Origin of the sequence: Stenotrophomonas lacuserhaii (genome assembly GCF_014836545.1) — a bacterium.
GTDB classification, from domain to species: Bacteria; Pseudomonadota; Gammaproteobacteria; order Xanthomonadales; family Xanthomonadaceae; genus Stenotrophomonas; species Stenotrophomonas lacuserhaii.
This window is the reverse complement of the sequence record NZ_JACSQS010000021.1, coordinates 17,645-41,944: the sequence shown is the minus strand read 5'-3', so window position 1 is coordinate 41,944 and position 24,300 is coordinate 17,645. Positions and strand designations below refer to the sequence as shown.

The following is a 24,300-nucleotide window of genomic DNA, read 5'->3' as shown; positions in this document are numbered from 1 at the left end:
TCTCGATGGAGTTCAGCCTGGGGCGATCATCAGGTGGGATCGCCCTGCACTTTTTTGGGCCAGTAACCGCGCTTGGTCGGACGCTTGCGCGGCCGATCGTGGCCTGCCGCATGCCCCGGCATCCAGGCTTCCTGCGCACCCGTCGGCATCTGCGTCACCCCGGCACCGGCCACGCCCCGCGCCATCGGTGCGAGGTGGCGCAACGCACGCGCATACACGCCGCGCTTGAACATCACCACGTGCTCGACCGGATACCAGAAATCGACCCAGCGCCAATTGTCGAATTCGGGGGTCTCGGTCAGGTCCAGCTGAACGTGCGACTCGTCACCGGTCAGGCGCAGCAGGAACCAGACCTGCTTCTGGCCGATGCACACCTGGCGCTCATTGCGGCGGATCGCGCGCGCAGGGAGCTTGTAACGCAGCCAACCGGGGGTAGCACCGAGCACTTCAACGTGTTCGGGCAGCAGGCCGGTCTCTTCCTGCAGTTCACGATACATGGCCTCGACGGGCGTCTCATCGGTGTTCATTCCGCCCTGTGGGAACTGCCAGCCATCCCGGCGCACTCGACGTGCCCAGAACACCTGACCGTCCTGGCGCATCAACACGATGCCGACGTTCGGTCGATAGCCGTCCGGATCGATCACGATGCGGACTCCTAGAAATCTACTGACAGGGACTATCCCATGCCGTCTGTCGGCCCACAAGCAGCACACAAAACTATTGACATGTTTCGTACACATGCCCAGAATAGCCGGCTCACACAAGGCTATGTAGCTCAGCCGGTTAGAGCACAGCACTCATAATGCTGGGGTCGGTGGTTCGAGTCCACCCATAGCCACCATGTCGAGGTTGGTTTTCGACTTGGAAAGTGAGACAATTGCTTCACCTATTTTGCCCCGTCGCCAAGCGGTAAGGCACCTGACTCTGACTCAGGCATTCGGTGGTTCGAATCCATCCGGGGCAGCCAAATACTAAAAAAGGCCTGATCTTTGATCAGGCCTTTTTTAGTATTTGGACGCGCATTTCACCTTATCCCCGCGCCGTTGGCGCGCCCCCTTGAACATTTTCGCCGCGCCTGCGGCGCCGCGGAAATGTCCGCGCATTCCACCTTATCCCCGCGCCGTTGGCGCGCCCCCTTGAACAACAAGGGGGCTCTACTCCGGATGGGGTCCCTGCGTGTCGAGCTTGCTCGACACGCAGGGTCAAAAACCCAAACAACGCGCAAACAAAAACCCGGCCGAAGCCGGGTTTTTGCTTTCCTCCCAGGAGGGCCACGAATGACCCCACCCCAGACGCGGCAAATCAGCGCTTGGAGAACTGGGTGGCGCGACGTGCCTTGTGCAGGCCGACCTTCTTACGCTCGACTTCACGGGCGTCACGGGTCATGAAGCCAGCCTTGCGCAGCTCGGACTTCAGGGTTTCGTCGTACTCGACCAGCGCGCGGGCGATGCCCAGGCGGATCGCACCGGCCTGGCCGGTGGTGCCGCCGCCAGCGGCGGTGACCAGGATGTCGAAGCTTTCGGTGTTCTTGGTCAGCTCGAGCGGCTGGCGCACGATCATGCGCGCAGTCTCACGACCGAAGAACTCGTCCAGCGGACGACCATTGACGGTGATCTTGCCAGAGCCCTTGCGCAGGAACACGCGGGCAGTGGAGGACTTGCGGCGGCCAGTGCCGTAGTTTTGAGTGATAGCCATGATTAGATATCCAGAACCTGCGGCTGCTGTGCGGCGTGCGGATGCTCAGTGCCTGCGTAGACCTTGAGCTTGCGGTACATCTGGCGACCCAGCGGACCCTTCGGCAGCATGCCCTTCACGGCGATCTCGATCACGCGCTCCGGGTGGCGCTCAAGCGCCTGGGCCAGCGATTCGGTCTTCAGGTTGCCGATGTAACCGGTGAAACGGTGATACATCTTGTCCTGCAGCTTCTTGCCGGTGACGACAATCTTTTCTGCATTGATGACGACCAGGTAGTCGCCGGTATCAACGTGCGGGGTGTAGACCGGCTTGTGCTTGCCACGCAGACGGCGGGCCAGCTCGGTGCAGAGACGGCCCAGGGTCTTGCCCTCGGCGTCAACGAGGTACCAGTCGCGCTGGACGGTCTCGTTCTTAGCGGTGAAAGTGCTCATGAAGAACTCTATGTAGGTCGTCGGGCTCATTGCGGCCAGGAGGGCCGGAACTCTGCCACGCGTTGTGAAGGTGAAACGCAAGAGGCGGGATTTTACCCAGCTTCGTCCCGCCGCGCAAGTTCACCCACGCCCATGGGTTGGCAGGGGCGCGCCGGGCGGCGAGAATCAAGGCTCCCCTGACGTCACCGGCCCCACCATGAGCGCGCTCCGCCAGACCACCCCGCTGGACCACCTGCTGACCGAGGCACAGCGTGCGTTGGACACGGTGTTCGGCAATCCGCCGGCAGAACGCCCCTACCCCGCCACCAACGCGGCCGAGCCCGGGATGAGCGCTGGCGAGCGGCGGCATGCGGCCGGCCTGATGCGGATCAACCATGTCGGCGAGGTCTGTGCACAGGGGCTGTACTTCGGCCAGGCGGCCGTCGCCCGGGATCCGGCAACCCGCGCCCACCTGCTGGAAGCGGCGCAGGAAGAAACCGACCACCTGGCCTGGTGTGCGATCCGGCTGGGCGAGCTGGACAGCCGCCCCAGCCGCTTCAATCCGGTCTGGTACGCCGGCAGCTATGCGATCGGCACGCTGGCCGGGCTGCGGGGTGACGGCTGGAACCTCGGCTTCGTGGTGGAGACCGAACGCCAGGTGGAAGCCCACCTGGACGAGCACCTTGAGACGCTGCCGCCAGCCGACCTGCGCAGCCGCGAAGTGATCAAGGTGATGAAGGAAGACGAAGCCCGGCATGCCGAGCACGCCGAGCAGGCCGGTGCGCGCCGCCTGCCGTTCCCGATTCCCGGCGCGATGGCGCTGGCATCGAAAGTGATGAAGACGATCGCCTACCGGTTGTGAGGCGGCGCCGGGCATGGCCTCGAAACCGGGGTCGGAACCGGGGTCAGAGTCCTTTCCTGCGGAAAAGGACTCTGACCCCTTTTTTATGAGCCGGTCAGGGCGTGGAAACCAGCTTCAGGCCGATCACACCGGCCACGATCAGCGCCACGCAGCCCAGCCGGGCCGGTGAAGCGCTGTCGTTGAACAGGAAGATGCCCAGCACCGCCACGCCCAGTGCGCCGATGCCGGTCCAGATGGCGTAGGCGGTACCCACCGGGATGGTCTTCATCGCCTGGCTCATCAGGAACAGGCTGATCAATGCGGCTACCACGGTGGCAACGGTCGGCAACGGCTTGCTGAAACCGTCGGAATATTTCATGCCGATGGCGAAGCCGATTTCAAAGATGCCGGCCAGCAGCAGATAGATCCAGGGCATGGGGGTACTCCTCAACTTTTTAAACGAAAACAAAACGGCCCGGTGTCTTCACACCGGGCCGTCGGTCGGTCGACTGCCGTGAAACGCTGATCTGCGCAGATCGGGGTTCCACGGGGCGGAACGTCCCGCCTTCATAAGCACGGCCCCGGAGGACCCTGCCGGTATCACTCGGACAGGTTGCGCCCGTGGAACAGTTCTTCGATTTCACGGCGCAGCAGCGCCTCGATCTTCATGCGTTCCTTGAAGGACAGGTTCTTGGCCTTCTCTTCGAACAGGTACTGGTCCAGGTCGAAGTCCTTCAGGTGCATCTTCGTGTGGAAGATGTTTTCCTGATAGACGTTGACGTCGAACATCTCGTAACGCGACTTGATGTTCTTGGCCAGGAAGTTCTGGATCGAGTTGATCTTGTGATCGATGTAATGCTTCTTGCCCTTCACGTCGCGGGTGAAGCCACGCACGCGGTAATCCATGATCACGATGTCCGATTCCAGACTCTCGATCAGGTAGTTCAGGGCCTTCAGCGGCGAAATGACGCCGCAGGTCGCCACATCGATGTCGGCGCGGAAGGTGGCGATACCTTCCTGCGGGTGCGTTTCCGGATAGGTGTGCACGGTGATGTGCGACTTGTCCATGTGCGCGACCACGGCATCGGAGATCAACTCCTTGCCGGCCTGCTTCTTGTCGATCACCGGTTCTTCGGAGATCAGGATCGTCACCGAGGCACCCTGCGGATCGTAATCCTGGCGCGCGATGTTGAGGATGTTCGCACCGATGATCTCGGCGACGTCCGTGAGAATCTGAGTCAGCCTGTCGGCGTTGTACTCTTCATCGATGTAGTCGATGTAACGCTGACGCTCCTCCTCGGTGCGGGCGTAACAGACGTCATAGATGTTGAAGCTCAGCGCCTTGGTGAGGTTGTTGAAACCTTGCAACCTCAGGCGAGGCAACGGCTTGACCACGGGCGGCGATCCTGTAAGAGCGGGGAAAGGATCAATTATGAGGCAATTGTTCCCCGAGGGGGGACCTGAACGGGCTGCCGTGAACGGCTAATTGTTTGCTCTTAACATTTGCGCTCCGCTAAGCTGCTCTCCACCCCGTGAATCCGTTCATGCGCAGAGGGAGCGCCACCATCGTGTCAACCGTGCGCCTTGCTACCAGTCCTTTGGCTTTGGACATCGCTACCATCGACCGCTTCCTGGCCCACAGCCACCGGCGTCGCTACCCTGCCCGAACCGATGTGTTCCGTCCCGGTGACCCGGCCGGGACCCTGTACTACGTGATCAGTGGGTCGGTTTCAATAATTGCTGAAGAGGACGAGGAGCGCGAGTTGGTGCTCGGCTACTTCGGCACCGGCGAGTTCGTTGGTGAAATGGGCCTGTTCGTGGAATCGGACCGCCGCGAGGTCATCCTGCGCACCCGGACCGCCTGCGAACTGGCCGAGATCAGCTACGAACGCCTGCACCAGCTGTTCCTGGGCCCGCTGTCCAACGATGCGCCGCGCCTGCTGTACGCGCTGGGCCAGCAGATATCCAAGCGCCTGCTCGATACCAGCCGCAAGGCCAGCCGCCTGGCCTTCCTGGACGTGACCGACCGGATCGTGCGCACCCTGCATGACCTGGCCGAAGAACCGGAGGCCATGACCCACCCGCAAGGCAGCCAGCTGCGGGTATCCCGGCAGGAACTGGCGCGGCTGGTCGGCTGCTCGCGCGAGATGGCCGGCCGGGTGCTGAAGAAGCTGCAGGTGGACGGCCTGCTGCATGCCCGTGGCAAGACCGTGGTGCTGTACGGCACGCGCTGAAGGTCTCTTGGCGGGTGACGTTGCCCTTGGTGGGTGACCCTGCCCCTGGTGGGTGACGACCGTTGGTCGTCACTGCGTCACCCCCGCCGTCACCTGCCGGTGCACGGCAGTCCTGCAGGATGATGTGATGGAGCTGAGCAGCGAGTTCTGGTGGTTCATCCTGATCGGCCTCGGCGCGCAGCTGGTCGACGGCGCGTTGGGCATGGCGTTCGGCCTGGTGTCGTCTTCGGTGCTGCTCAGCATGGGCCTGCCACCGGCACAGGTCAGCGCCAGCGTCCACACCGCCGAAGTCTTCACCACCGGCGCGTCGGGGGTTTCCCACCTGATGGCCGGCAACGTGGACCGCGGATTGTTCTTCCGCCTGGCCATACCCGGCGCGATCGGCGGGGCGGTCGGCGCATACGGACTCACCCAGCTGCCTGGCGACATCATCCGGCCATTGATTTATCTGTACCTGCTGGTGCTCGCCATCGTCATCCTGTTGCGCGCGGCCGGTCGGCTGATGCCCAAGGGCGACATCAAGCGCGTACCGCTGTTGGGTGCCATCGCAGGCTTCCTGGATGCCAGCGGCGGTGGCGGCTGGGGGCCGGTGGCCACCTCCACGCTGTTGGCACGCGGCGGCCAGGCGCGGACCACCATCGGCACCGTCAATGCAGCCGAATTCGTGGTCACGCTGACGGTCTCGGCGACCTTCCTGCTGTCGATGGGGCTGCAGCACCTGCAGATCGTCGCCGGCCTGCTGATCGGCGGCATGATGGCCGCCCCGTTGGCCGCAGTGCTGGTGAAGCGGGTCAAGGAACGCTGGGTGCTGGTCGCGGTAGGCGTGCTGGTGCTGGCGATCAGCCTGTACCAGATCGGCCACACCCTGTTCGGCCTGCTGCAGCGGTAGCGCCTAAGGCGGGGGCGGCAGCAATGTCGTGACGACCAACGGTCGTCACCCACCACAGCAGAAGCTGACGGCCAGCGGCCGTCACTACCGGACCCGCGGCCTCAGGCTTTTTCTCCGCCGCGGTCTTCGCAGCCCCAGTTGAGGATGCGCGTACCTTCGGGCAACACGCGACGGAAGAAGTCCACGCTGCCACGCTTGGGATTGACCACCACCGGTGCCTTGGCCGCCACCAGCAGCGGCAGGTCGGCGGTGCTGTCGGAGTAGGCCACATCGATGTTGCCGTAGCCACGCTCGCGCAGCATGCGCATCTTCTCTTCGTTGTGGCAGTGGCGGGTGGCGCCGACGGCGCCGAAGCGCGGCCCGACTTCGCTGCCGATCACCGGCACGTCCACGTGCGCGACGAAGGCCAGGATCGCCCGCGCCAACTCAGGCGGCGCGCCGGTGGCGACCACCACGCGGTCGCCCTTGGTACGGTGCGCGGCGAACACCTCCAGCGCCTGCGGCAGCAGTTTCGCGCGCAGTGTCGGTTCGTGCTTCAGCACATAGGCATCGATGACGCGGTTGAACTCGCGTGCGCGGTGCATGCCGAAGGTGGCGATCCAAACGTAGATCGAAATGCCGGCGCGGCGGGTGGGCAGCATCGCCACCAGCGGGCCGGCGATCGGCGTCACCAGCAGCGCAGCCAGCAACCGCAACGGATTGCGCTTGATCAGAGTGGCAAACAGATGGCTGCCGGAATCGCCGTCATACAGGGTGTGGTCGAAATCGAACACCACCAGCGGCGCATTGTCCTGCGGGGTTGGATAGATCGTGCTCATGCAGCGAAGAATAGCTGACGCAGGCCCTCGCCTGGCTCCTCCACCCGCATGAACGCTTCGCCCACCAGGAACGCGTTGATCCCGGCATCACGCATCAGGCCGACGTCCTGTGGCCCCAGGATGCCGCTTTCGGTCACCAGCAGGCGGTCCTTCGGCACCGCGCTGCGCATGTCCAGCGTGGTCTGCAGCGACACCTCGAAGGTGCGCAGGTTGCGGTTGTTGATGCCGATCATCGGCGCCGGCACCTGCAGCGCGCGCTCAAGCTCATCGATGTCGTGCACTTCCACCAGCACGTCCATGCCCAGGCTGATCGCCAGTTCGGACAATTCCGCCAGCTGGCTGTCTTCCAGCGCGGCGACGATCAACAGGATGCAGTCGGCGCCCAGCACGCGCGCTTCGACCACCTGGTACGGGTCGACCACGAAGTCCTTGCGCAGCACCGGCAGCGTGCAGGCTTCGCGTGCCTGCTGCAGGTAGGCATCGCTGCCCTGGAAGAAGTCCACGTCGGTCAGTACGGACAAGCAGCTGGCTCCGCCGAATTCATAGCTGACCGCGATATCGGCCGGATGGAAATCCGGACGGATCACGCCCTTGGAGGGACTGGCCTTCTTGACCTCGGCGATCACCGCCGGGTCGCCGTTGGCGATCGCTGCCTGCAACGCACGCACGAACCCGCGCACCGGCGGCGCATCGGCCAGCCGGGCCTGCAGCTGTTCCAGCGGCACGGCGGCGCGGCGCTGGGCCACTTCTTCGGCCTTGCGGGCCAGGATCGTCTGCAGGATGTCGCTCATGGTGTTCACACGAAAAAGGGGACGGAGGGAGTCAAGTCGGTTCCAGCGTTGCCGCCTCAGCCTGCCAGCACGCGGGTGATGTCGACGTACTGTTGCAGGCGCGCGCGGGCGCTGCCATCGGCGATCGCGGCGCGGGCACGCGCCAGGCCATCGGCGATGTCGCTGGCCACGTCGGCCACGTAAAGCGCCGCACCCGCGTTCAGCGCCACGATGTCCAGCGCCGGGCCGGGTTCGTTGTCCAGCACCGCACGCAGCATCGCGATGGACTGTTCCGGGCCGTCCACGCGCAGGTTGCGGCTGGCCGACATGGCGATGCCGAAGTCTTCCGGATGGATCTCGTACTCGCGGACCGTGCCGTCGCGCAGCTCACCGACCAGGGTGCCGGCACCGAGCGAGATCTCATCCATGTTGTCGCGGCCCCACACCACCATCGCGCGTTCGGTTCCCAGCTCGCGCAGCACGCGCGCCTGGATGCCGACCAGGTCCGGATGGAACACGCCCATCAGTACCGACGGTGCGCTGGCCGGGTTGGTCAGTGGGCCGAGGATGTTGAAGATGGTGCGCACGCCCATCTCGCGCCGCACCGGCGCCACGACCTTCATCGCCGGGTGGTGGATGGGCGCGAACATGAAGCCCACGCCGGTCTGTTCAATGGCCTGGGCCACCTGCGCCGGTTGCAGTTCGATCACCGCGCCCAGTGCTTCCACCGCATCGGCGCTGCCGGACTTGGACGACACGCTGCGGTTGCCGTGCTTGGCCACGCGCGCGCCCGCAGCGGCGGCCACGAACATCGAACAGGTGGAGATGTTGAAGGTGTGCGAGCCATCGCCGCCGGTGCCCACGATATCGACCATGTGGCGGGTATCGGTGACCGGCACCGGCAGCGCGAACTCGCGCATCACGGTCGCGGCGGCGGCGATCTCATCCACCGTTTCCTTCTTGACCCGCAGCCCGGTGAGGATCGCGGCGGTCATCATGGGCGACACATCGCCGCGCATGATCTGCCGCATCAGGTCGACCATCTCCTCGAAGAAGATCTCTCGGTGTTCGATGGTGCGTTGCAGGGCTTCCTGGGGGGAGAAGCGCATCGTTGGACTCCTGGGGTGGGCGTGCAGTTCAGCGCTGCAGGAAGTTGCGCAGCAGCGCGTGGCCGTGCTCGGTAAGGATGGATTCGGGATGGAACTGCACGCCTTCCACCGGATGTTCACGATGGCGCAGGCCCATGATCTCCTCCACCGAACCGTCTTCGTTCTCGGTCCAGGCGGTGACTTCCAGGCACGCCGGCAGCCGCGTCTTGTCCACCACCAGCGAGTGGTAGCGGGTGGCCTGGTAGCGATCCGGCAGGCCGGCGAACACGCCCTTGCCTTCATGGCGGATCGGCGAGGTCTTGCCGTGCATGATGTTGCCCGCACGGATCACCGTGCCGCCGTACACCTGGCCGATGCCCTGGTGGCCCAGGCAGACGCCGAGGATCGGCGTGGTCGGGCCCAGCCGCTGGATCAGTTCCAGCGAAATGCCGGCCTCGTTGGGCGTGCATGGGCCGGGCGAAATCACGATGCGTTCGGGCTTGTGCGCGGCGATCTCATCGACCGTCATCGCATCGTTGCGCACCACCTTGACCTCGGCACCCAGCGTCTGCAGGTACTGCACGAGGTTGTAGGTGAAGCTGTCGTAGTTGTCGATCATCCACAACATGGATCAGGTTCCAGACTGCGTAGGGAGACGGGCGCGCAGGACGCGCGCCAGGAAAGTGATGTGCGTTACAGGCCCTTGGCCGCCTGGGCGACCGCGCGGAACAGCGCGCGGCCCTTGTTCATCGTCTCGTCCCATTCCTTCTGCGGGTCCGAGTCGTAGACGATGCCGGCGCCGGCCTGCACGTGCAGGCGTCCGTCCTTGATCACCGCGGTGCGGATCGCAATGGCGGTGTCCGCATCGCCGTGCCAGCCGATGTAGCCGATGCTGCCGGCATACACGTTGCGTTTGATCGGCTCCAGTTCGCGGATCACTTCCAGCGCGCGGATCTTCGGCGCGCCACTGACCGTGCCGGCCGGGAACGTGGCGCGCAGCACGTCGGCATAGCTCAGGCCCGGCTGCAGCTGTCCGGTCACCTCGCTGACGATGTGCATCACATGGCTGTAGCGCTCGATCACGAACTGCTCGCCGACCTCCACCGTGCCGGCGCTGGAGACGCGGCCGGCATCGTTGCGGCCCAGGTCGATCAGCATCAGGTGTTCGGCGCGTTCCTTCGGGTCGGCCAGCAGCTCGGCTTCCAGCGCGTTGTCCTCTTCCACCGTGGCGCCGCGCGGCCGGGTACCGGCGATCGGCCGCACGGTGACGTGCCCCACCCCATCGGCGTCGTGCTGCAGGCGCACCAGGATCTCCGGCGAGGAGCCCACCACCTGCATGTCACCGACATCCAGGAAATACATGTACGGAGAAGGATTGAGCGCCCGCAGCGCGCGGTAGACATCCACCGGCCGCGCCTTGAAGGGTACGCTCAGGCGCTGGCTCAGCACCACCTGGAAGATGTCGCCGGAGCGGATGTAGTCCTTGCTGCGCTCCACCGCATCGATGAAGCCTTCGCGGGTGAAGCCGGAGATGAAGTCGCCCTCGTCCAGCACGTTACTGTGCAGCGGCGCGGGATAGCCGGCGCCGGGTGCACGCAGCTTGCCAGCCAGTGCATCCAGCCGCGCCTGCGCCTCGTCCCAGGCACCGGGCTGGCGCGGGTCGGCATGCACGATCAGGTACAGCCGGCCCTTCAGATTGTCGAACACCGCCAGCTCTTCGGAATGCATCAGCAGGATGTCCGGCGTGTCCAGCTCATCGCGCCCGGCCGGCGGCGCCAGGCGCGGTTCGATGTAGCCGATGCACTCGAAGCCGAACCAGCCGACCAGCCCGCCGGTGAAGCCGGGCAGTCCGTCCAGCTTGGGTACCGAATGCGCGCTGCGCAGCGACTCGACTTCGGCGAAGGGGTCGGCCACTTCGCGGGTTTCCACGACCTGGCCGTGTTCGGCGATGGTCAGGGTGTTCCCGCGGAAGGTGTACACGCGGCGCGCCGGCAGGCCGATGATGGAATAGCGCCCGAAGCGCTCGCCGCCTTCGACCGATTCGAACAGATAGGTGTGCGGCCCGTCGGCCAGCTTCAGGTAGACCGAGAGCGGCGTGTCCAGATCGGACAGCACTTCACGGACGACGGGGATGCGGGTGTGGCCTTCAGCGGCCTGCTGCTGGAACTGGGCGGGGGTGTTCAACACGACTTTCCTTCCGGGATACGGCGTTTTCTGGGCGGACGACGGCTACGGGCCACCATCGCCAGTTACGGCGTGCGGAAGAAACGGATCGCGGGGTCGTCAGGATGGACACCCGGGCACTGTACCGCATGGGCCGCCCCGGGCGGAAGCCGTCCACCGCGCCTGGCTGTGCCCCTCCCCTGGGCCGGGCCATGCGCAGGGCGGCCCGCTGGTAGTGACGACCGCTGGCCGTCAGCCTCTGCTCTGGTGGGTGACGACCGCTGGTCGTCACGCCTTGGCCGTTGCACTCGCCGAGCACGGCTCGGCGCTACCGTTCGCGTGCCCTGCTGCTCCTGTTCCCGCTGCTGTGGGGCGGTGACACTCCTCAACCTGCCGCAATCCGCGCGCTACGCATTACGCCATGGCAGCGCCGCCCTTTCCGGGACGGCGCCGCCGCTACGGCAATCGAGGTGCGTTTATCAGCGCTGGAACGGGCTGGCCTTGATCGGCTCACCCTTCTTATTGCAGGCGGGCGGGTTGGTCATGCCCATCGAGAGCAGGTTGCCCCCGTTGATGATGCAGACGAATTCCTTGCCGTCCGATGCTTTCAGATTGGCGTAGGTGTTGGTGCCTTCGGTGCGACGGCTGACAAGGGTCAACTGCGACGGCTCGTAGCCCAGGGCGCCGGCCGACTGCGATTTGATCTTGTCGTCATCCAGAACGTTCGTCTTCGCGGCGATCGTGCTGCAACCGGTCAATGCAACCAGCAGGGTGATCGAAGCCAATGAGATGACAGCTGATTTCACGGCATGTACTCCTTGTGAGTGAGTTATGAAGCTGACCGCAGGGACGTGCTGCGCGGGTCAAATCCAGTATGCCAGACCCATCAGCGTGTCGACCGGGACAGCAGCGGGCAATCCGCAGGCAGATGCATGCGCACGCGGCGCGGCACGCATTCGATGCGGAAATGCCGTGCTTCCACCGGCTCACCGTCCAGGTTGAGGGTCAGCGGTTTTTCGGCGCGGATCTCCACCCGGGTCAAACGGGTGCGGGTTGCGACATGCTCCAGCGCAGCCTCCTTGCCGCCGGTCACCAGTTGGCCCAGCATCGCGCCGACTTCGCCGGTCAGTTCGGGAATGATGGTGACGTCCAGCTGGCCATCATCGATGACCGCCTGGGGGCAAAGCGCCTGGCCACCACCGGCCTGGCGACCGTTGCCGATGCCCAGCGCGATGAAGCCGCCTTCCCAGTCGAAGCCGGGGCCGTGCACGCGCGCCAGGATCGGCTCGATGCGGCCCAGCTTGGAGATGCCGGTCAGCACGTAGGCCAGGCCACCCAGCACCTTCTTCAGGCCTTCATCGGTTTCCACGGTCACCTGCGTGCCGAAGCCACCGCTGGCGACATTGGCGCACCACCAGACCTTGCCATCGGCGTCGATACGCAACAGGTCGATGGCGCGGGGGGCCTGTGCGGTGATCAGCGCCAGCACCTCGGCGGGGCTTTCCGGGAAGCCCGCCGCCGTGGCGAAATCATTGGCGGTACCGAGCGGCAACAATGCAAGCGAGGGCAGCGCATCGGCAGGTTCGTCGCGGTGCGCCAGCGTTTCCGCCACCGCGCTCAGGGTGCCATCCCCGCCCCCGGCGATGATTACCTCCACCCCGTTGTCGATGGCTTCGGCCACGTAGCGCTCGGCATCGCCCGCCTCCCAGGTGACCCGCACTTCAAGGTCGATCCCGCGTTCGCGCCAGGCCGTGACCGCGTCGCGCACATCGACGTCCCCGGCGGATTTTCCGTTCAGGATCAAGCGCCAGCGCGAAAGGCTCATGGGGGGTTCCGGGGGTGGGGGCGGCACAGGCTAGCAGTCGTGCGTTCTTTGCCGGTGAATGTCATCGGCCTGTCACCGATAGCGCGGAACATGGGAGGCCATAGCAGGGAAGACGGATGGAGGCAGGATCAGCCTCCCACTATTTCAGCAGGGCCACGCCGGCAGCGGCGTGGTCTTTTTTTCAGGCGGCGGCGAAGGCGCGCAATGCATCGCCTTCCAGCCGGTACACCGTCCATTCGTCCTGTGGCCGCGCGCCGGCGGCGACGTAGAAATCGATCGCAGGCTGGTTCCAGTCCAGCACCGACCATTCGAAACGCCCGCAACCCTCGGCCACCGCCTGCCGGGCGATGTGCCTGAGCATTGCCTTGCCGGCGCCGGACCCCCGCTTGTCCGGGCTGATGTACAGGTCTTCCAGGTAGATGCCCTTGCGGCCCAGCCACGTGGAATAGTTATGGAAATACACCGCATAGCCGATCGCTTCACCGTCGGCTTCGCAGACCAGCGCCTGGGCACTGGCATCGGGCCCGAACAGGCTGGCGGCGATCCCCGCTTCGTCGGTCTGCACCGATGATTCGGCCTTCTCGTAGATCGCCAGTTCGCGGATGAAGCGCAGGATCAGGCCTGCATCGGCGACGGTGGCCGGACGGATGTTCATGGGCAGAAAAGGGGACGGAGGGAATTAAACGAGTTTAATTCCCTCCGTCCCCTTTTTTCTCATCGTGCCGCGGCGACGTTGGCGCGCATCGCGCTGATCACCTGCTGGTAATCCGGGGCGTTGAAGATCGCCGAGCCGGCCACGAAGGCGTCGGCGCCGGCCGCGGCGATCGCCCCGATGTTCTCGGCCTTCACCCCGCCGTCGATCTCCAGGCGGATGTCCTTGCCGCTGGCATCGATCTTCTGCCGCACCACGCGCAGCTTGTCCAGCGCGGACGGAATGAAGGCCTGCCCACCGAACCCCGGGTTCACCGACATCAGCAGCACCAGGTCCAGGTCGTCCAGCACCCAGTCCAGGATGTCCACCGGCGTGCCGGGGTTGAGCACCAGGCCCGGCTTGCAGCCCAGCGAGCGGATCAACTGGATGGTGCGGTGGGGGTGGCGGCTGGCCTCCGGATGGAAGCTGATATAGGTCGCGCCGGCCTCGGCGAAGTCCGGGATGATCCGGTCCACCGGCTCCACCATCAGGTGCACGTCGATCGGCGCGGTGACGCCGTGCTTGCGCAGCGCCTGGCAGACCAGCGGGCCGATGGTCAGGTTGGGCACGTAATGGTTGTCCATCACATCGAAATGGACCCAGTCCGCGCCGGCGGCGAGGACATTGTCGACCTCTTCGCCGAGACGGGCGAAGTCAGCCGACAGGATGGACGGGGCGATGATGCAGTTGGACATGGCCGGGGCCTTCGGAGCAGGAAGAAAGAGGGTCAGGACTCAGCGCTTGCGCAGGGTCTTGATGCGGTCGTAGGCGGCATTCACGCGGCGGCTCTTGGCCTCGGCCTGCCTGAGCAGTTCCGGCGCGGCGCCGACCAGCTTGTCGGGGTGGTATTGCGACATCAGCCGGCGGTAGGCCAGGTCGATCTCCGCCTCCGTGGCTGAAGACGTCAGGCCCAGCTCGCGATACGGGTTTTCCTTGTTCAGGCGGAACCAGTCGGCGTCGAACGCATGGCCGATCAGCAGGCCCAGCACCGCGCCAAACAGGGGATTGGGCCGGAACAGCAGGGCCCCGGCGATGAAACCCAGCAGTTTTCCGTACCAGCGCATGGCGCTCCGGGCAGATTTGGCCAATTGGCTTTCCATTTTACGTCACAGCCGCCCCGGACGGCTTTACACTAGGCCGCCCGCTGGCCGGCGGGCCCTCCGGGTCCCTGGGCAGCTCGTATCGACGAAGCCCCCAGGAGTGCCCGTGCCGACCACGTTGTTGCAATCCGATCTTCCCGGCCTGCCCTTGCGCCATCGTGGCAAGGTGCGTGACGTTTTCGATATTCCGCGCGAGCGCATGCCCGAAGGCACGCCGCCGGGGGACTACCTGCTGATGGTAGCCACCGATCGCCTGTCGGCCTTCGATGTGGTGCTGCCCGACCCGATCCCGGGCAAGGGCGAAATGCTCTGCCAGGTGTCCAACTTCTGGTTTGCCAAGACCGCGCACCTGATGCCCAACCACCTGACCGGCATCGACGTGGCCAGCGTGCTGCCCGACGGCGTGGACGCGGCGCTGTACGCCAAGCGCGCGGTGGTTACCAAGAAGCTGAAACCGGTACCGGTGGAAGCGATCGCCCGCGGTTACCTGATCGGCAGCGGCTGGAAGGATTACCAGCGCACCGGCAAGGTCAGCGGCATTGAACTGCCCGACGGCCTGCGCCAGGCCGAAAAACTGCCCGAGCCGATCTTCACCCCGTCCACCAAGGCCGCCGTCGGCGACCACGACGAGAACATCGATTTCGATGCGATGGTCAAGGCGGTCGGCGTGGACCTGGCCGAACGCGTGCGCGATGCCACCCTGCGCATCTATGCCTTCGCCGCTGATTACGCGCGTGAGCGCGGCATCATCCTGGCCGACACCAAGTTCGAGTTCGGCACCGATGAAGACGGCCGCCTGTACATCATGGACGAGATGCTGACCCCGGATTCTTCGCGCTACTGGCCGGCCGACGAGTACGAAGTGGGCAGCAGCCCGCCCAGTTACGACAAGCAGTTCGTGCGCGATTACCTGGAGACGCTGGACTGGGGCAAGACCGCACCGGGCCCGTCCATTCCAGCTGAAGTGATCGAGCGCACGCGTGCCAAGTACGCCGAAGCCCTGCAGCGACTGGCTGGCATCAGCGTCGACTGAGGGGGCGCCGGGCGCTGCCCGCCCTCCTCTGGAAAGCTCGCCGGCCATGTGCCGGCACGATCGGAGGCACCATGTCCAGCACCTCGCTTGCCCGCCCCGTAGACCGCTATTTCGCCAGCTATTCCGACGACCACCGCAACCCCACCAACCAGCGCATCCACGTGGTCGCGGTGCCGGCCATCCTGTGGTCGGTGGTGGCCCTGCTGTGGTGCCTGCCGCCGCTGATCACCTGGTTCCAGAACGGCATCTGGGCGGGCCTGGCGATGTTCGGGGCGTGGTGCTTCTACAACCGCCTGTCGCGCCCGTTGGGGCTGGGCATGCTGGCCGTGCTGTTCGTGATCGGCTGCACCTGCCGCCTGCTGGAAGCGGAAATAGGGCTGGGCAACCTGGCCCGCCTGGCCGGCGTGGTGTTCGTGCTGGCGTGGATCGCGCAGTTCCTCGGCCATAAGCTCGAAGGCCGCAGGCCCAGCTTCCTGACCGACCTCACCTACCTGCTGATCGGCCCGGCCTGGGTGCTGGCCAAGGTCTACCGCCGCCTCGATTGGCGTTACTGACCTTTATTCCCTGAACGAGCGGGCGGGCTGTTTTCGACGCCCGCGGCGGCGATGCGGGGTCCCCGTCCAGGCGCCGTCGGCGTGCACGACGCGCCACACCATCCCTTTGCAGCCCCTGCCGTACGGGCACCTTGGAGCTGCACGCGCCATTCGCGACAGATGCGGCAAAGTAGCAATGCCGGTCGAGTCAAGCCCTGCCGGCCCGGCATCGACAGGGGAAGAAAATGAATCAGCACACGTTCCCTGCAATTGGTGGCGTATTCGTGGGTATCGGCAGCAAATGTCGGCCTGTTAGACTGCATGACCTGCTCGTGAATCGCGTATTCCCTGCATGATCCCAAGCCTGATCCTGCTGCTCGCCCTGCCTTTCATCCTGGCCGTGGCGGTTGCCGCATTCTCACGAAGTTCCCGCCGCACGGCCGCCTGGTTAGCCGCGGCCGCGCCGTTGGCTGGCCTGGCCATCCTCGCCACGCTGACACCCGCCGTGCTGGATGGCGAGGTGCTGCGCAGCAGTGGCCAATGGCTGCCGCAGATCGGTCTGGACTTCACCCTGCGCCTGGATGGCCTGGCGTGGATGTTCGCCGGCATGGTGCTGGGCATCGGCTCATTGGTGGTGCTGTACGCCCACTACTACCTGAGCCCGCAGGACAACGCGCACCGCTTCTTCTGCTACCTGCTGCTGTTCATGGGCGCCATGCTGGGCATGGTGCTGTCCGGCAACCTGCTGTTGCTGATGATCTTCTGGGAGCTGACCAGCATCAGCTCGTTCCTGTTGATCGGCTTCTGGTCGCACCGCCAGGACGCCCGCGACGGCGCCCGCATGGCCCTGGTCATCACCGGCGGCGGCGGCCTGGCGCTGCTCGGCGGCGTGCTGCTGATCGGGCGCATCGTCGGCAGCTTCGACCTGGACGTGGTGCTGGCCGCCGGCGACCAGATCCGTGCCAGCGCGCTGTATCCGTATGCGTTGTTCCTGGTGCTGGCCGGCATCTTCACCAAGAGCGCGCAGTTCCCGTTCCACTTCTGGCTGCCACAGGCCATGGCCGCGCCCACCCCGGTGTCGGCCTACCTGCACTCGGCCACCATGGTGAAGGCCGGTGTGTTCCTGTTGGCCCGCCTGCACCCCGCGCTGGCCGGCACTGACCTGTTCTTCTACACGGTCAGCGGCATCGGTGCGCTGACCCTGCTGGTCGGGGCCTGGAACGCGATCTTCCAGCACGACCTGAAGGGCCTGCTGGCGTATTCCACGATCTCCCACCTGGGCCTGATCACCATGCTGTTCGGCCTGTCCAAGCCGATGGCGGTGGTGGCCGGTGTGTTCCATATCCTCAACCACGCCACGTTCAAGGCGTCGTTGTTCATGGCCGCCGGCATCATCGACCATGAAACCGGCACGCGTGACATGCGCAAGCTGGGCGGCCTGCGGCGGCTGATGCCGTTCACCAGTGCGCTGGCGATCATCGCCTCGCTGGCGATGGCTGGCATTCCGCTGCTCAACGGCTTCCTGTCCAAGGAAATGCTGTTCGCCGAGGCCCTCGATGCAGGCGGTCCGGCGCTGATGCAGATGGCCATGTCGATCGCCGCGTTGCTGGCCGGCGTCTTCGGCGTGGCCTACAGCCTGCGCTTCGTGCACGACACCTTCTTCGGCAAGGGCCCGCATGACCTGGACCGCATGCCGCACGAACCGCCGCGCTGGATGAAGGTGCCGGTGGAGATCCTGGTGGTGATCTGCGTGGCCGTGGGCATCGCCCCGGCGCTGACCATCGCCCCGGTGCTGCATGCCGGTGCGGCCTCCATCCTCGGCGCGCAGATGCCCGAATACAGCCTCTCCATCTGGCACGGCTTCAACCTGCCGCTGGCGATGAGCGCGGCCGGCGTGCTGGGCGGCGTGGTGCTGTATTTCGGCCTGCGCCGGCTGATCGACCTGTATGCGGTGCGCAACACCACGCCGGGCCGCGACGCCTTCCATCTGCAGCTGGACCTGCTTTCCGCGCTGGCGCAGAAACTGACCGGCGCCATCGCCAACGGCAGCCTGCAGCGCATGCTGCTCGGCCTGGTGGTGGTGGCGGTGGTGGCCGCCGCAGCGCCCTGGCTGGCCGCCCCGGCGTGGCCGAACTGGCCCTCTCCGCAGCCGATGCCGCTGCTGGGCTGGGCGTTGTGGGCGGTGATGATGGCCTGCGCCATGGCCACCCTGCGCATGTACAAGCAGCGCCTGCTGGCGGTGCTGCTGGTGGGTGGGGTGGGCCTGATGGTGGCGATGACCTTCGTGTTCCTGTCCGCACCGGACCTGGCGCTGACCCAGCTGCTGGTGGAGATGGTCACCCTGGTGCTGATGCTGCTGGGCATGAATTACCTGCCCGCCCAGTCGGTGACCGAGCGCTCCAAGCTGCGCAGATACCGCGATGCCGCGATCGCGCTGGTCGCCGGCGTCGGACTGGCCGCGCTGGCCTACACCGCGATGACCCTGCCCCCGAACACGATGGCCGGCGAGATGCTTGCCCGTTCCCTGCCGGAGGCCTACGGCAGCAACGTGGTCAACGTCATCCTGGTCGACTTCCGCGGCTTCGATACTTTCGGCGAGATCACCGTGTTCGGCATCGCCGCGCTGGTGGTGCATGCGATGCTGCGGCGCTCGCGCATGGCGCCGGAGCAGATCATGCCGGGCCCGCCGATCAAACTGCCGGTGCCGGCCGACCTGGCGCAGATCATGTTCCCGCTGACCCTGACCGTGTCGATCTTCATGTTCCTGCGCGGCCACAACTCGCCGGGCGGCGGCTTCATCGCCGGCCTCATCCTGGCCGTACCGCTGTTGATCCAGTACGTCATCCAGGGCACCGCCTCGGTCGAGTCGCGCTTCGGCTTCGATTACGTCCGCTGCATCGGTATAGGCCTCCTGATCGCCGTGGCCAGTGGCTCGGCTTCGATGCTGTTCGGCGTACCGTTCCTGACCAGCGGCCACCTGGACCTGCACCTGCCGATCATCGGCGAAGTGCCGCTGGCCAGTGCGATCGGTTTCGATACCGGCGTCTACCTGGTGGTGTTTGGCGGGGCGATGTTGATGCTGTCGATGATGGGCACGATCAAGCCGTCGCGGACACGGACCGCGCGTCGCGGCGAGATCGATCCGCAGAAGCGTTCGGCACTGACCGGGGAGATGCACTGATGGAACTGGCCATTGCAAGCGCCATCGGCGTGCTGACCATGCTCGGCGTGTACCTGCTGCTGCGCGCGCGCAGCTTCGATGTGATCCTGGGCATGACCTTCCTTTCCTATGCCACCAACCTGCTGATCTTTGCCGGCGGACGACTGGTCGCCGGCAGGCCGCCGGTGCTGAAGGAAGGCCTGGACGCGAACCTGGGCAACTACACCGACCCGCTGCCGCAGGCGCTGGTGCTCACCGCCATCGTGATCGCCTTCGCCATGACCGCGGTCACCATCGTGCTGGCCATCCGCAGCCGCAGTGACAACCACAGCGACCACGTCGACGCGCACGAGCCCGACGACGATGCTCCGCGGCGCCGTGACGAGGACCACGCATGAACCATCTGGTGATCCTGCCGATCCTGGTCCCGCTGCTCGGCGCATCGCTGTCGCTGTTCGTTGAACATCGCCGCTACGGGCCGCGTGTGCAGCGTGCGGTGTCGTGGACGGCGATGGCCGCGCTGTTCACTTCGGTTCTGCTGCTGTTCGCACGCACTGCCGATGGCACGGCGATGGTCTACCTGCTCGGCGACTGGCCGGCGCGGCTGGGCATCGCGCTGGTGGCCGACCGCCTTTCTGCCTGGATGCTGCTGACCACCGTGCTGCTGGCGATCGGCTGCCTGATGCATGCCTGTTCCGGCTGGGACCGGCGCGCCCCACATTTTCATGCCTTGTTCCAGTTCCAGCTGGTCGGCCTGAACGGTGCGTTCCTTACCGGCGACATCTTCAACCTGTTCGTGTTCTTCGAAGTGATGCTGATCGCTTCGTATGGCCTGCTGCTCAGCGGCGGGCGTGGCCTGCGCATGCGCATCGGCCTGCATTACGTCGTGTTCAACGTGACCGCCTCCACCCTGTTCCTGATCGCGCTGGGGCTGCTGTACGCCTCGCTGGGATCGTTGAACATGGCCGAACTGTCCCAGCGCATCGCCGAAGTACCGCCCTCGCACCTGGTGCTGGTCAAGTCGACCATGGGCCTGCTGCTGCTGGTCTTCTGCGCGAAGGCGGCGCTGATGCCGCTGTACCTGTGGCTGCCCGAATCCTATGCGCGCGCACCGGCGGCAGTGGCTGCGCTGTTCGCCATCATGACCAAGGTCGGCCTGTACGCCGTGCTGCGCATCCAGAGCCTGTGGTTCGGTGATGAGGCCGGTGCCATGGCCGGGTATGGCCGCGATTGGCTGTTGTGGGCCGGAATCGCCACGCTGGTGCTGGGCGGGCTGGGCGTGCTTGCCGCCGTCCGCCTGCGGGTGCTGATCTCGTACCTGGTGGTGGTGTCGGCCGCCACCTTGTTCATCGCCTTCTCGGTCGGCAACCAGCAGGTGCTGGCAGCCGGCCTGTACTACCTGCCGCACAGCACCTTCGTGGCGGCCGCCTTGTTCCTGATCGCCGACCTGATCCGCCGTCGTCGCGGCGGTGCCAGCGACCGCAAGGAAGTCATCGCGCCGATGCCGGGCAAGCAGACACCGGCGGTGCTGTTCCTGATCGCCGCCATTTCGATCGCCGGTCTGCCGCCGCTGTCCGGGTTCCTGGCCAAGGCCGCGCTGCTGCAGGGCATGCCGCCACAGCTGACCGCACCGGTGTGGACGGCGGTGCTGGGCAGCAGCCTGCTGGTCATCATGGGGCTGGCGCGGGGTGGCATCCGGCTGTTCTGGCGCGTGCCGCATGCCGAACCCGATGGTCCCCGGCCGCGCAAGGCGCCCACGCGCCGGGTGGAACTGCTGGCCGCCTGCCTGCTCCTTCTGTACGGAATCGGCATGACCGTCTTCGCGGCCCCGCTGATGCGCCACGCCGATGCCATCGCCAGTGACCTGTTGCAGCCCTCCGGTTATGTCGACCAGGTGCGTGGCGAACAGCCGGAGATCCGTCACCCATGAACCAGAAACGCCCCCTGCTGCGCCGGATCTTTCCCTCGCTGCCGCTCACCGTCATGGTCATCGTGTTCTGGCTGCTGATGTCGGACAGCTTCAGCGTTGGCCTGCTCGCACTGGGCCTGCTGCTGGGCCTGGTGGTGCCACTGTTCGCCGCGCGCCTGGACCGTGAGTTCGCCCGCATCGGTACGCTGCGGCCGGTACCGAAACTGCTGATGACCACCCTGTGGGACATCCTGGTATCCAACATCGAAGTGGCCGGACAGGTGCTGGGCAAGGAAAGCAGGATCCATCCGGGCTTCGTCTGGATTCCGCTGGACATCGCCAATGTGCACGGCATCGCTGCGCTGACCAGCATGATCACACTGACACCGGGCACCGTGTCGGCTGCACTGAGCGATGACCGCAAGTACCTGCTGGTCCACGTACTGAACCTGGACGATGAGCAGCACCTGATCACCGAAATCAAACGTCGCTACGAGGCCCCGCTGATGGAGATCTTCCCATGACCGGATTCGATGTCATCCAGAACACCCTGGTGGTGTGCATGCACGTAGTCGGGCTGGCCATGCTGCTGTCGACCTGGCGCCTGCTGCGCGGCCCCACCGTGCCTGATCGCATCCTCGCGCTGGACACCCTGTCGGTGACCGCCATCGCGCAGTTGATGCTGTTCGGCATGTACCTCAATTCGGCGATCTACTTCGAGGCCGCGCTGATCATCGCCATGCTCGGCTTCGGCAGCACCGTGGTGCTGAGCAAGTTCGTGCTGCGCCGGGATATCGTCGAATGATCACCGCCATCCAGATCGTGCTGTCGGTGGTGCTGCTGTTCGGCTGCTTCTTCATCCTGGTGGGTGCGCTGGGCCTGGTGAAGCTGTCCACCTTCTTCAAGCGCCTGCACGCCCCGACCAAGGCCAGCACGCTGGGCGTCGGCTGCGTGCTGGTGTCCTCGGTGGCTTACCACATCTTCCTCGGCCAGGACCCGCAGCCGCGCGAACTGCTGATCACCATCTTCCTGTTCATCACCGCACCGATCAGCGCGCACCTGATGGCCAAGGCGGCGCTGTCGCTGCTGATGGAAACGCGCCCCACGCTGCCGGGCAACGAACGCGCCGAAGAAGAACAGTTGCCGCCGCCGGAGCCGGTACGCGAGAAGGTCGTGGAAGCGACTGACGATGTGTATACCTCCAACGAGAGCAAGCGATAACAGGCCCGTAGCGTCGAGCTTGCTCGACGAGCCGAGCGGGATGAGTGTCGAGCAAGCTCGACACTACGTGGCTCAGGCCACCAACAGTGCCAGCTCCAACCCCACCCACGCCACGAATGCGCCCAGCAGCACACCGCCTTCTGCGCGGCTGATGCGCAGGTCACCGCGCAGTATCGGGTACAGCACCAGCGCGAAGGCCAGCACGGCCGGCAGTTCAAGCCGCACGAACGAAGCCGGCAGTGCCAGCGGCTGCACCAGCGCCATCACGCCGATCACCAGCAGCAGGTTGACCACACTGGAACCCAGCACGTGGCCCACCACCATGTCGCCCTGCCCGCGCCGCGCGGCCATCACCGCAGCGGCGACTTCAGGCAGCGCAGTGCCGATCGCCACCGGCAACAGGCCGACCAGCAATGGCGTCCAGCCGAGCGCAGCGCCGAAGTCCGCAGCGGCGCCCACCACCAGCCGGGCGCCCCAGTACAACGTCAATGCGGCGATCGCCAAGCGCACCAGGTTCAAGGCCAATCCCGGGCGTGATACCGCCGCGTCGGCGATCAGCGCCTGTACCTGCGGCGCCTCATGCCGGCCACGGCGCAGCAGCAGTACGAAGAACAGGACGAAGGCCGCCAACAGCACGCCGCCTTCCCAGCGCAGCAGTTGTCCATCCAGGCCGAATACGATCAGCAGCAGCGCGGCCGCCAGCACGCCGAACCAGCTCGCCACGATCACCCGCGCGCGCATCAGCAGAGGGACGGCGAGTGCGGCCAGCGCGAGGGTCAAGCCCAGGTTGGCCAGCGTGCTGCCCACCGCATTGCCGAGCGCAAGCTCGGGCTGGCCAACGGCCAGCGCGCGTGCATTGACTGCCAGCTCCGGCACGGACGTCGCCACGCCCAGCAGCAACAGGCCAGCGGTGAAGGGCGATGCGCCGAAACGTTGGGCCAGCCCGGAAGCGGCCTTGACGACGGTGTCGCCGCCAAGACCCAGCAGGATGATGCCCAGCACGAACCAGGCGATGGCGAGGGCGATCATCAGGCAGTCCTTGAGCGGGAGTCACGGCGATTCTACGGTGGATCCCCGTGTCCCGGTGGGTCACGCCGCGCCTCTGGTGGGTGAGGCCCCGCCTCTGGTGGGTGGGGCTCCCCCTCTGGTGGGTGACGACCGTTGGTCGTCACAGGGTCACCTCACCCCTCACCCCTCAACCACACCCTTCCACATAATCCACCTGCGGCGGCAGGCCCACCCGCCACGCGCTGACCTTGCCGTCGGCGCCAAGCGCGAAATCGATGATGCCGTGCCCTTCCTGCTCCGGACGCACGCGCAGGTGCTGGGCCTGCGGATCGTATTTGTCAGGGCCCAGATCGGCGCGTTCGGGATACAGCTGCTGCAGCTCACCCAGGCTCATGCCCACGCGACCGCCGCCGGGGGCGACAATGCCCGGGCCGCGCACGTCGTAGCGCACCAGCCTGTTGCCTTCGATCATCAGCAACGGGCCTTCGGCCGACTCCTTCTGCGGGCGGATGTAATGGCATTCATCGTTCGGTACGTCGCCCTGCAACGGTGCACCGAATCGAGCGCGGACATCGTCCAGGCTCGCTCCCAGGTCCACCGCGCCGAAGCCGTCCAGGCGCGCCGGGCTGTCACGCCGCGGATCGATCGGCGAGGCGTTGTTCAGGTCGGGATCGGCGGAGAGGTCGGCGTCCTTGGCTGGGTTGGTGGCCGCTTCGGTCATCGGCGAGGTCGCCTCCGGGCTCGATTCCGGGCCCTGGCTGCAGGCGGCAAGGGACAGGGCCAGCAGGCCGGCTACGGGGAAGGCTTTCATCGGGACATCTCCTGGAAGGCTGTGCGCGAACGCTACCGCGCCGGATGTGCACGCGCCGCATTGTCATCAGGGTTTCACGGCGGACATTCAGGCTCGGCCTG

At 65.8% G+C, this 24,300-nt stretch carries 28 protein-coding genes and 2 tRNA genes; 13 read left to right on the top strand and 17 right to left on the bottom strand.

The window, feature by feature from the left end; translation table 11 throughout:
• Positions 1–29: 29 nt before the first annotated feature.
• Complete coding sequence (locus H9654_RS15990; protein WP_101099320.1) at positions 30–644, bottom strand: RNA pyrophosphohydrolase; 615 nt, start codon at positions 642–644, stop codon at positions 30–32.
• Positions 645–764: 120 nt separating this feature from the next.
• Here H9654_RS15990 and H9654_RS15985 point away from each other — a divergent pair.
• Both H9654_RS15985 and H9654_RS15980 read left to right on the top strand, forming a co-directional pair.
• Positions 765–841: transfer RNA gene (locus H9654_RS15985), tRNA-Met, on the top strand.
• Positions 842–892: 51 nt separating this feature from the next.
• Positions 893–967, top strand: a tRNA-Gln gene (locus tag H9654_RS15980).
• A gap of 335 nt (positions 968–1,302) precedes the next feature.
• Here H9654_RS15980 and rpsI read toward each other — a convergent pair.
• Both rpsI and rplM read right to left on the bottom strand, forming a co-directional pair.
• Positions 1,303–1,695, bottom strand: coding sequence for a 30S ribosomal protein S9 (gene rpsI / locus H9654_RS15975; protein ID WP_042614287.1), 393 nt, complete (start codon positions 1,693–1,695; stop codon positions 1,303–1,305).
• 2 nt (positions 1,696–1,697) lie between these two features.
• Positions 1,698–2,126 carry a 50S ribosomal protein L13 gene (gene rplM, locus H9654_RS15970; RefSeq protein ID WP_042614286.1) on the bottom strand — a complete coding sequence of 143 codons (429 nt, stop codon included), beginning with the start codon at positions 2,124–2,126 and terminating at the stop codon, positions 1,698–1,700.
• A 196-nt stretch (positions 2,127–2,322) separates the two neighbouring features.
• Here rplM and coq7 point away from each other — a divergent pair, with 196 nt between their 5' ends.
• Complete coding sequence (gene coq7, locus H9654_RS15965) at positions 2,323–2,967, top strand: 2-polyprenyl-3-methyl-6-methoxy-1,4-benzoquinone monooxygenase (RefSeq protein ID WP_191771753.1); 645 nt, start codon at positions 2,323–2,325, stop codon at positions 2,965–2,967.
• A gap of 94 nt (positions 2,968–3,061) precedes the next feature.
• Here the strand turns inward: coq7 and sugE are convergent, their stop codons facing one another.
• A complete protein-coding gene (sugE, locus tag H9654_RS15960) occupies positions 3,062–3,382 on the bottom strand; it encodes a quaternary ammonium compound efflux SMR transporter SugE (RefSeq protein ID WP_042614284.1) in 321 nt (106 codons plus the stop codon).
• A 164-nt stretch (positions 3,383–3,546) separates the two neighbouring features.
• The gene (gene speD, locus H9654_RS15955) at positions 3,547–4,341 is read right to left on the bottom strand and encodes an adenosylmethionine decarboxylase (protein WP_042614283.1); all 795 of its coding nucleotides are present in this window, start codon (positions 4,339–4,341) and stop codon (positions 3,547–3,549) included.
• A 149-nt stretch (positions 4,342–4,490) separates the two neighbouring features.
• On the opposite strand from speD, the gene crp reads away from it, so the two are divergent.
• Positions 4,491–5,180 carry a cAMP-activated global transcriptional regulator CRP gene (gene crp, locus H9654_RS15950; protein WP_042614302.1) on the top strand — a complete coding sequence of 230 codons (690 nt, stop codon included), beginning with the start codon at positions 4,491–4,493 and terminating at the stop codon, positions 5,178–5,180.
• Positions 5,181–5,307: 127 nt separating this feature from the next.
• Entirely contained in the window at positions 5,308–6,069 is a 762-nt protein-coding gene (locus H9654_RS15945; protein WP_191771752.1) for a sulfite exporter TauE/SafE family protein, read from the top strand.
• 101 nt (positions 6,070–6,170) lie between these two features.
• On the opposite strand, the gene H9654_RS15940 is transcribed toward H9654_RS15945, so the two are convergent.
• The 10 genes from H9654_RS15940 to H9654_RS15895 all read right to left on the bottom strand — a co-directional run bounded on the left by H9654_RS15940 (position 6,171) and on the right by H9654_RS15895 (position 14,488).
• Complete coding sequence (locus H9654_RS15940; RefSeq protein WP_191771751.1) at positions 6,171–6,887, bottom strand: haloacid dehalogenase-like hydrolase; 717 nt, start codon at positions 6,885–6,887, stop codon at positions 6,171–6,173.
• On the bottom strand, positions 6,884–7,678 hold the full coding sequence (gene trpC, locus H9654_RS15935; RefSeq protein WP_191771750.1) for an indole-3-glycerol phosphate synthase TrpC: 795 nt from the start codon (positions 7,676–7,678) through the stop codon (positions 6,884–6,886). The genes H9654_RS15940 and trpC overlap by 4 nt, the downstream gene beginning before the upstream one ends.
• Positions 7,679–7,734: 56 nt before the next feature.
• On the bottom strand, positions 7,735–8,766 hold the full coding sequence (gene trpD, locus H9654_RS15930; RefSeq protein WP_101099314.1) for an anthranilate phosphoribosyltransferase: 1,032 nt from the start codon (positions 8,764–8,766) through the stop codon (positions 7,735–7,737).
• Between the two features lie 28 nt (positions 8,767–8,794).
• Complete coding sequence (locus H9654_RS15925; RefSeq protein ID WP_191771749.1) at positions 8,795–9,373, bottom strand: anthranilate synthase component II; 579 nt, start codon at positions 9,371–9,373, stop codon at positions 8,795–8,797.
• Between the two features lie 65 nt (positions 9,374–9,438).
• Positions 9,439–10,929, bottom strand: a complete 1,491-nt coding sequence (gene trpE, locus H9654_RS15920) for an anthranilate synthase component I (protein ID WP_191771748.1) — start codon at positions 10,927–10,929, stop codon at positions 9,439–9,441.
• 458 nt (positions 10,930–11,387) lie between these two features.
• Positions 11,388–11,693 (bottom strand): hypothetical protein, encoded by a 306-nt coding sequence (locus H9654_RS15915; protein ID WP_225212112.1) that lies wholly within the window; start codon positions 11,691–11,693, stop codon positions 11,388–11,390.
• 101 nt (positions 11,694–11,794) lie between these two features.
• Positions 11,795–12,733, bottom strand: coding sequence for a lipid kinase YegS (gene yegS / locus H9654_RS15910; RefSeq protein WP_101099311.1), 939 nt, complete (start codon positions 12,731–12,733; stop codon positions 11,795–11,797).
• A gap of 181 nt (positions 12,734–12,914) precedes the next feature.
• Positions 12,915–13,388 carry a GNAT family N-acetyltransferase gene (locus tag H9654_RS15905; RefSeq protein ID WP_101099310.1) on the bottom strand — a complete coding sequence of 158 codons (474 nt, stop codon included), beginning with the start codon at positions 13,386–13,388 and terminating at the stop codon, positions 12,915–12,917.
• A 59-nt stretch (positions 13,389–13,447) separates the two neighbouring features.
• Complete coding sequence (gene rpe, locus H9654_RS15900; RefSeq protein WP_191771747.1) at positions 13,448–14,119, bottom strand: ribulose-phosphate 3-epimerase; 672 nt, start codon at positions 14,117–14,119, stop codon at positions 13,448–13,450.
• Between the two features lie 39 nt (positions 14,120–14,158).
• Positions 14,159–14,488, bottom strand: coding sequence for a J domain-containing protein (locus tag H9654_RS15895; RefSeq protein WP_191771746.1), 330 nt, complete (start codon positions 14,486–14,488; stop codon positions 14,159–14,161).
• Positions 14,489–14,630: 142 nt separating this feature from the next.
• Between H9654_RS15895 and H9654_RS15890 the strand changes: the two genes are divergently transcribed.
• The 8 genes from H9654_RS15890 to H9654_RS15855 all read left to right on the top strand — a co-directional run bounded on the left by H9654_RS15890 (position 14,631) and on the right by H9654_RS15855 (position 22,380).
• Positions 14,631–15,557 (top strand): phosphoribosylaminoimidazolesuccinocarboxamide synthase, encoded by a 927-nt coding sequence (locus H9654_RS15890; RefSeq protein WP_191771745.1) that lies wholly within the window; start codon positions 14,631–14,633, stop codon positions 15,555–15,557.
• Between the two features lie 71 nt (positions 15,558–15,628).
• Entirely contained in the window at positions 15,629–16,111 is a 483-nt protein-coding gene (locus tag H9654_RS15885; RefSeq protein ID WP_191771744.1) for an Mpo1 family 2-hydroxy fatty acid dioxygenase, read from the top strand.
• Positions 16,112–16,442: 331 nt separating this feature from the next.
• Positions 16,443–19,271 carry a monovalent cation/H+ antiporter subunit A gene (locus H9654_RS15880; protein WP_191771743.1) on the top strand — a complete coding sequence of 943 codons (2,829 nt, stop codon included), beginning with the start codon at positions 16,443–16,445 and terminating at the stop codon, positions 19,269–19,271.
• On the top strand, positions 19,271–19,648 hold the full coding sequence (locus H9654_RS15875; protein ID WP_191771742.1) for a Na+/H+ antiporter subunit C: 378 nt from the start codon (positions 19,271–19,273) through the stop codon (positions 19,646–19,648). Before H9654_RS15880 ends, H9654_RS15875 begins: the two co-directional genes overlap by 1 nt.
• Positions 19,645–21,180: a monovalent cation/H+ antiporter subunit D gene (locus H9654_RS15870; protein ID WP_191771741.1), complete on the top strand. Its 1,536-nt coding sequence runs from the start codon at positions 19,645–19,647 to the stop codon at positions 21,178–21,180. Before H9654_RS15875 ends, H9654_RS15870 begins: the two co-directional genes overlap by 4 nt.
• Entirely contained in the window at positions 21,177–21,683 is a 507-nt protein-coding gene (locus H9654_RS15865; RefSeq protein WP_042614267.1) for a Na+/H+ antiporter subunit E, read from the top strand. Before H9654_RS15870 ends, H9654_RS15865 begins: the two co-directional genes overlap by 4 nt.
• On the top strand, positions 21,680–21,964 hold the full coding sequence (locus H9654_RS15860) for a K+/H+ antiporter subunit F (protein ID WP_042614266.1): 285 nt from the start codon (positions 21,680–21,682) through the stop codon (positions 21,962–21,964). Before H9654_RS15865 ends, H9654_RS15860 begins: the two co-directional genes overlap by 4 nt.
• Complete coding sequence (locus tag H9654_RS15855; RefSeq protein WP_191771740.1) at positions 21,961–22,380, top strand: Na+/H+ antiporter subunit G; 420 nt, start codon at positions 21,961–21,963, stop codon at positions 22,378–22,380. The genes H9654_RS15860 and H9654_RS15855 overlap by 4 nt, the downstream gene beginning before the upstream one ends.
• Positions 22,381–22,452: 72 nt before the next feature.
• On the opposite strand, the gene H9654_RS15850 is transcribed toward H9654_RS15855, so the two are convergent.
• A complete protein-coding gene (locus H9654_RS15850) occupies positions 22,453–23,409 on the bottom strand; it encodes a sodium:calcium antiporter (protein WP_191771739.1) in 957 nt (318 codons plus the stop codon).
• 166 nt (positions 23,410–23,575) lie between these two features.
• On the bottom strand, positions 23,576–24,199 hold the full coding sequence (locus H9654_RS15845; protein ID WP_191771738.1) for a hypothetical protein: 624 nt from the start codon (positions 24,197–24,199) through the stop codon (positions 23,576–23,578).
• Positions 24,200–24,300 lie beyond the last annotated feature (101 nt).

Bases quoted from the DNA above. Each gene is read 5' to 3' on its own strand.
- rpsI (WP_042614287.1), bottom strand. From the start codon at position 1,695: ATGGCTATCACTCAAAACTACGGCACTGGCCGCCGCAAGTCCTCCACT.
- rplM (WP_042614286.1), bottom strand. From the start codon at position 2,126: ATGAGCACTTTCACCGCTAAGAACGAGACCGTCCAGCGCGACTGGTAC.
- coq7 (WP_191771753.1), top strand. From the start codon at position 2,323: ATGAGCGCGCTCCGCCAGACCACCCCGCTGGACCACCTGCTGACCGAG.
- sugE (WP_042614284.1), bottom strand. From the start codon at position 3,382: ATGCCCTGGATCTATCTGCTGCTGGCCGGCATCTTTGAAATCGGCTTC.
- crp (WP_042614302.1), top strand. From the start codon at position 4,491: ATGCGCAGAGGGAGCGCCACCATCGTGTCAACCGTGCGCCTTGCTACC.
- H9654_RS15945 (WP_191771752.1), top strand. From the start codon at position 5,308: ATGGAGCTGAGCAGCGAGTTCTGGTGGTTCATCCTGATCGGCCTCGGC.
- H9654_RS15940 (WP_191771751.1), bottom strand. From the start codon at position 6,887: ATGAGCACGATCTATCCAACCCCGCAGGACAATGCGCCGCTGGTGGTG.
- trpC (WP_191771750.1), bottom strand. From the start codon at position 7,678: ATGAGCGACATCCTGCAGACGATCCTGGCCCGCAAGGCCGAAGAAGTG.
- trpD (WP_101099314.1), bottom strand. From the start codon at position 8,766: ATGCGCTTCTCCCCCCAGGAAGCCCTGCAACGCACCATCGAACACCGA.
- H9654_RS15925 (WP_191771749.1), bottom strand. From the start codon at position 9,373: ATGTTGTGGATGATCGACAACTACGACAGCTTCACCTACAACCTCGTG.
- yegS (WP_101099311.1), bottom strand. From the start codon at position 12,733: ATGAGCCTTTCGCGCTGGCGCTTGATCCTGAACGGAAAATCCGCCGGG.
- H9654_RS15905 (WP_101099310.1), bottom strand. From the start codon at position 13,388: ATGAACATCCGTCCGGCCACCGTCGCCGATGCAGGCCTGATCCTGCGC.
- rpe (WP_191771747.1), bottom strand. From the start codon at position 14,119: ATGTCCAACTGCATCATCGCCCCGTCCATCCTGTCGGCTGACTTCGCC.
- H9654_RS15895 (WP_191771746.1), bottom strand. From the start codon at position 14,488: ATGCGCTGGTACGGAAAACTGCTGGGTTTCATCGCCGGGGCCCTGCTG.
- H9654_RS15885 (WP_191771744.1), top strand. From the start codon at position 15,629: ATGTCCAGCACCTCGCTTGCCCGCCCCGTAGACCGCTATTTCGCCAGC.
- H9654_RS15880 (WP_191771743.1), top strand. From the start codon at position 16,443: ATGATCCCAAGCCTGATCCTGCTGCTCGCCCTGCCTTTCATCCTGGCC.
- H9654_RS15875 (WP_191771742.1), top strand. From the start codon at position 19,271: ATGGAACTGGCCATTGCAAGCGCCATCGGCGTGCTGACCATGCTCGGC.
- H9654_RS15870 (WP_191771741.1), top strand. From the start codon at position 19,645: ATGAACCATCTGGTGATCCTGCCGATCCTGGTCCCGCTGCTCGGCGCA.
- H9654_RS15865 (WP_042614267.1), top strand. From the start codon at position 21,177: ATGAACCAGAAACGCCCCCTGCTGCGCCGGATCTTTCCCTCGCTGCCG.
- H9654_RS15860 (WP_042614266.1), top strand. From the start codon at position 21,680: ATGACCGGATTCGATGTCATCCAGAACACCCTGGTGGTGTGCATGCAC.
- H9654_RS15855 (WP_191771740.1), top strand. From the start codon at position 21,961: ATGATCACCGCCATCCAGATCGTGCTGTCGGTGGTGCTGCTGTTCGGC.
- H9654_RS15850 (WP_191771739.1), bottom strand. From the start codon at position 23,409: ATGATCGCCCTCGCCATCGCCTGGTTCGTGCTGGGCATCATCCTGCTG.
- H9654_RS15845 (WP_191771738.1), bottom strand. From the start codon at position 24,199: ATGAAAGCCTTCCCCGTAGCCGGCCTGCTGGCCCTGTCCCTTGCCGCC.